The organism is Micromonospora sp. NPDC047812 (assembly GCF_040704175.1).
Classification (GTDB): domain Bacteria; phylum Actinomycetota; class Actinomycetes; order Mycobacteriales; family Micromonosporaceae; genus Micromonospora.
In genome coordinates this window covers 1-3,543 of the sequence record NZ_JBEYRY010000030.1, presented here as the reverse complement: position 1 = coordinate 3,543, position 3,543 = coordinate 1, and the positions used below count along the sequence as shown (strand labels likewise).

General features: G+C 73.6%; 2 protein-coding genes. Both read right to left on the bottom strand.

Annotated elements, in window-relative coordinates:
- The coding region (locus AB0883_RS30695; RefSeq protein ID WP_366644758.1) for an AMP-binding protein at positions 1 to 1,757 on the bottom strand (1,757 nt) is incomplete at its 3' end.
- A gap of 130 nt (positions 1,758 to 1,887) precedes the next feature.
- Positions 1,888 to 3,543, bottom strand: a 1,656-nt coding sequence (locus AB0883_RS30690) for a condensation domain-containing protein (protein WP_366644757.1), incomplete at its 5' end; no start/stop codon positions are given.

The following is a 3,543-nucleotide window of genomic DNA, read 5'->3' as shown; positions in this document are numbered from 1 at the left end:
CCGTACGGGTCGGTGACGAAGCGTTGGGCGGTGAGTTCGGGGCGGTTGAGGTAGCCGTCGGCGACTCCGAAGCCGGTGATGAGGATTTCGCCGGGTACGCCGGCGGGCATGAGGTGGAGGTTGGTGTCGACGACGCGGATCTGCCGGTTGGGCATGGGCCGGCCGATCGGCACGTACGCCCCGCCCCAACCCGCCGACGCGTCGAACCACGTGCACGCCACGGAAGCTTCGGCGGGCCCGTACGCGTTGATCAGCCGGGCGCCGGCGGTCATCCACCGCTGCGCCATGTGGGGCGGGATGGGCTCACCGGCGAGGGTCACGCACGACATGCTCGGGCAGTCGGCGGGGTCGACCGCCGCGAGGTTGGTGGGCGGGCAGAAGGCGTGGGTCGCCTGTTCCTTGGCGATCAGGTCCGTGAGGCGGCGGGCGTCGAGCAGGTCGTCGCGGGAGCAGACCACGACGCGGGCGCCGGAGGTCAGCGCGGTGTAGATCTCGCCCAGGGCGACGTCGAACACCGGGGCGCAGCAGTGCAGCATCCGGCTGTCCGGGCCCACCGCGCACTCGTCGCGCATCCAGGCGAGGAAGTTCGTCAGCATGTCGTGCGCCAGCACGACGCCCTTCGGCGTCCCGGTGGATCCCGACGTGTAGATCACGAACGCCGGCGCGGACGGCTCGACGGTCGGCAGGTCGACCGGTTCGTGCGCCTGCACGGTCGGCCAGTCGTCGTCCAGCGCGACCACCTGTACGCCGTCCGGCCGGGGGACGCGTGCGGCGACCTCGCCGACGGTGAGCACGACCCGTGCGCCGTGGTCGGCCAGCAGCACGCGCATCCGCTCCGTCGGCCAGGACACGTCCATCGGCGTGTACGCCGCGCCCGCCCGCATCACACCCAGGGTGGCGATCAACGTCCACAGGCTGCGGTCCAACGCCAGCGACACCACGTCGCCGGCCCGCACACCCAGCGACCGCAGGTACCCGGCCAGCGCCCCCGAGCGGCGGTCCAGTTCCGCGTACGTCAGCACCTCACCACCGGCGACACCCGCCACCGCCTCCGGCGTGCGCCGCGCCCACTCCAGCACCAACTCGTGGATCGGCTGACCCGGCACCTCACGCACCGGACCCCGCCCCCACGCCAGCAGCCGCTCCCGCTCCGCGTCCCCCACCAGCGGCAACCCCGACAGGCCAACCCCCGGCTCCGCCGACCCCGCCGACGCCAGCAGCACCACCTGGTCCACCAGGCCCCGCACCCACTGCGCCGAGAACCCGTCCGCCGCGTAGTCCACCCGTACCGCCGACCCGTCGCCCGCGACGGCCACCATCACATCCACGTCCACGACATCCGGCCCCACCTCGGCCACCGGAGCGTCCACCAGCCCCACCACCACCGGACCCACCGCGCCCGCGTCCGGCGCGACCGGCCCGGCCAGGGCCGCACCCACCCGCGACACCAACTCCCCGAAACCGGGGTCGTCCGCGACGTCGACCCGCAACACGCCGCCCGACGAGAACCCCACCACCACCTCGGCCTGGGCGGTGTACCGGGCCAGCACCCCCAGGACACCGGCCAGCACCACCGCGGCGGGGGACCCCGCGCCCGCCAGGGCGGTCAGGTCCACCGTCCGGAACTCGGAGGCTGCCCGGGCCGGCCACACCGTCGGCCGGCGCAGGTCCCCCACGAGGTCGAGGACCTCGAAGTCGGTGCCGGTCCCGACGACACCCGCGGCCGGGACCCGACCACCAACGAACCCGACAGACATGAGCCAACCTCCGATCAGTCCCGGCGTCGCCCGCAGGGGCCCGCCGGGAGGGGAAGAACCACGAACTCCGGGGACGCGACTCGCGCGCCCACGGCCATGACAAGCAGTCCGGTGTGTACGGGGTGAACGGTCAACCGACGGTGGGGGAGCCCGCCGGCCCGGCTTCCAGGAAGCGCAGCATGTGCCCGTTCAGTTCCTCGGCGAAGCGGTACGGCAGGTAGTCGGTGCGGATGGTGACGCGCAGGAGGGCGTGGTCGGCGCGGGGCAGCACCTCGACCGTGAGGCCGTTGGGCACCTCCCGGGCGTACGGGTCGACGACCTCCTCGGCCCGGCAGCCGGGCAGTTCCAGCGGAAGCACCACGTTGTCCTGGAACACGAAGGTCGGCAGGCTGGCGACCACCTCGCCGGAGAGCCCGGCGGCGGGGTCGTCGGCGGTCTCCGCGAAGGGCACGTCCTGGGCCCGCATGAGGTCGCTGATCGTCTCGTTGACCCGCAGGACGAGTTTGTCGTCCTCCGGCCCGTCGAAGCGCACCCGGACACAGTTGAGGTTCAGCCGGGTGGTGAAGGCGGAGTCGAGAACGCGGCTACCCCGCTTGGCCACGACCATCAGCAGACCGATGTCGTCCTGCTCGTGGACGGCGCGCAGCGCGGAGGCGAACGCCGCGACGAAGTAGCTGGACCGGCTGAACCGCTGTTCCCGGGCGGCCCGGTCCCAACGCCGTATGACCTCCGGGGTGACGGTGACGGTGTGCCCGGCCTTCGGACCCCAGGCCAGCGCCTGCTCCAGCGGTGCCGTGGCCTCGCCCCGGCCCTGGCGGGGCAGGCCCCGCAACTGCTCGCGCCAGTAGGCCCGCTGCGCGTCGAGGTCGGCGGCGTCGCGCAGGCGGGCGTACTCCTCGTACGACTGGCGCAGCGTCGGCGCGGGTCGCGCCCACACCGGGGCCGCGCCCGACAGCCGCGCCGCGTAGGCGTGGCTCAGGTCCCGCACCAGCAGCGCGTACGACCAGCCGTCGAAGGCGATGTGGTGGATGCCCACGCCGAACAGGACCCGCCCGGTCGACTTCTCCCGGGTCAGGGCGGCCCGCCAGACGCGGCCCTGCGTGTAGTCGAGCGGCTGCTGCACGGCCTCCGCCAGTTGGTCCAGGGCTTCCTGCTCGCTGTTGGCGTCGGTGAGCAGTCGCAGCTGCGGCATCCCCGGGTTCGGCGGGACGAGCGCCACCGGGGGAGCGGTCCGCCGGTAGCGGGCGTGCAGCGCCTCGTGCCGGCGGTGCACGTCGCCCAGCGCCGCCATCAGCGCCCGCAGGTCCAGCTCACCCTCGATCCACCAGGTGACCGGGACGACGACCTCCAGCGGCGACATCAGGCACTTCGCCACCTGCTGCGCGAGCGGAACCGGGCCGGGGCGCTGACGGGCCTGCGCGGCGGTCGAGCCGGCGCCCGTACGGCGGGGCGCGGTGGTCAGCCAGTGGGCCAGGCCCTGTGGTGTGGGGGTGCGGTGGATCTGCGAGACGGGCACGACGACGTCCGCGGCCTCGTCGATGCGCGTCGCGACCGCCGCCGACTGAAGAGAGGTGCCACCCAGGTCGAAGAAGCTGTCGCGCGTGCCGACGCGGTCGATGCCGAGGACGGTCGCGAACACCGCGGCGACGAGGCGCTCCTCGTTCGTCGCCGGCTCGACGAACTCCACCCCGAGGTCGGGGCGCTGCGAGTCGGGTGCGGGTAGGGCGTTGCGGTCGATCTTTCCGGTGCCGCCGACGGGGAAGCGGTCGAGGATCATGATCACGGC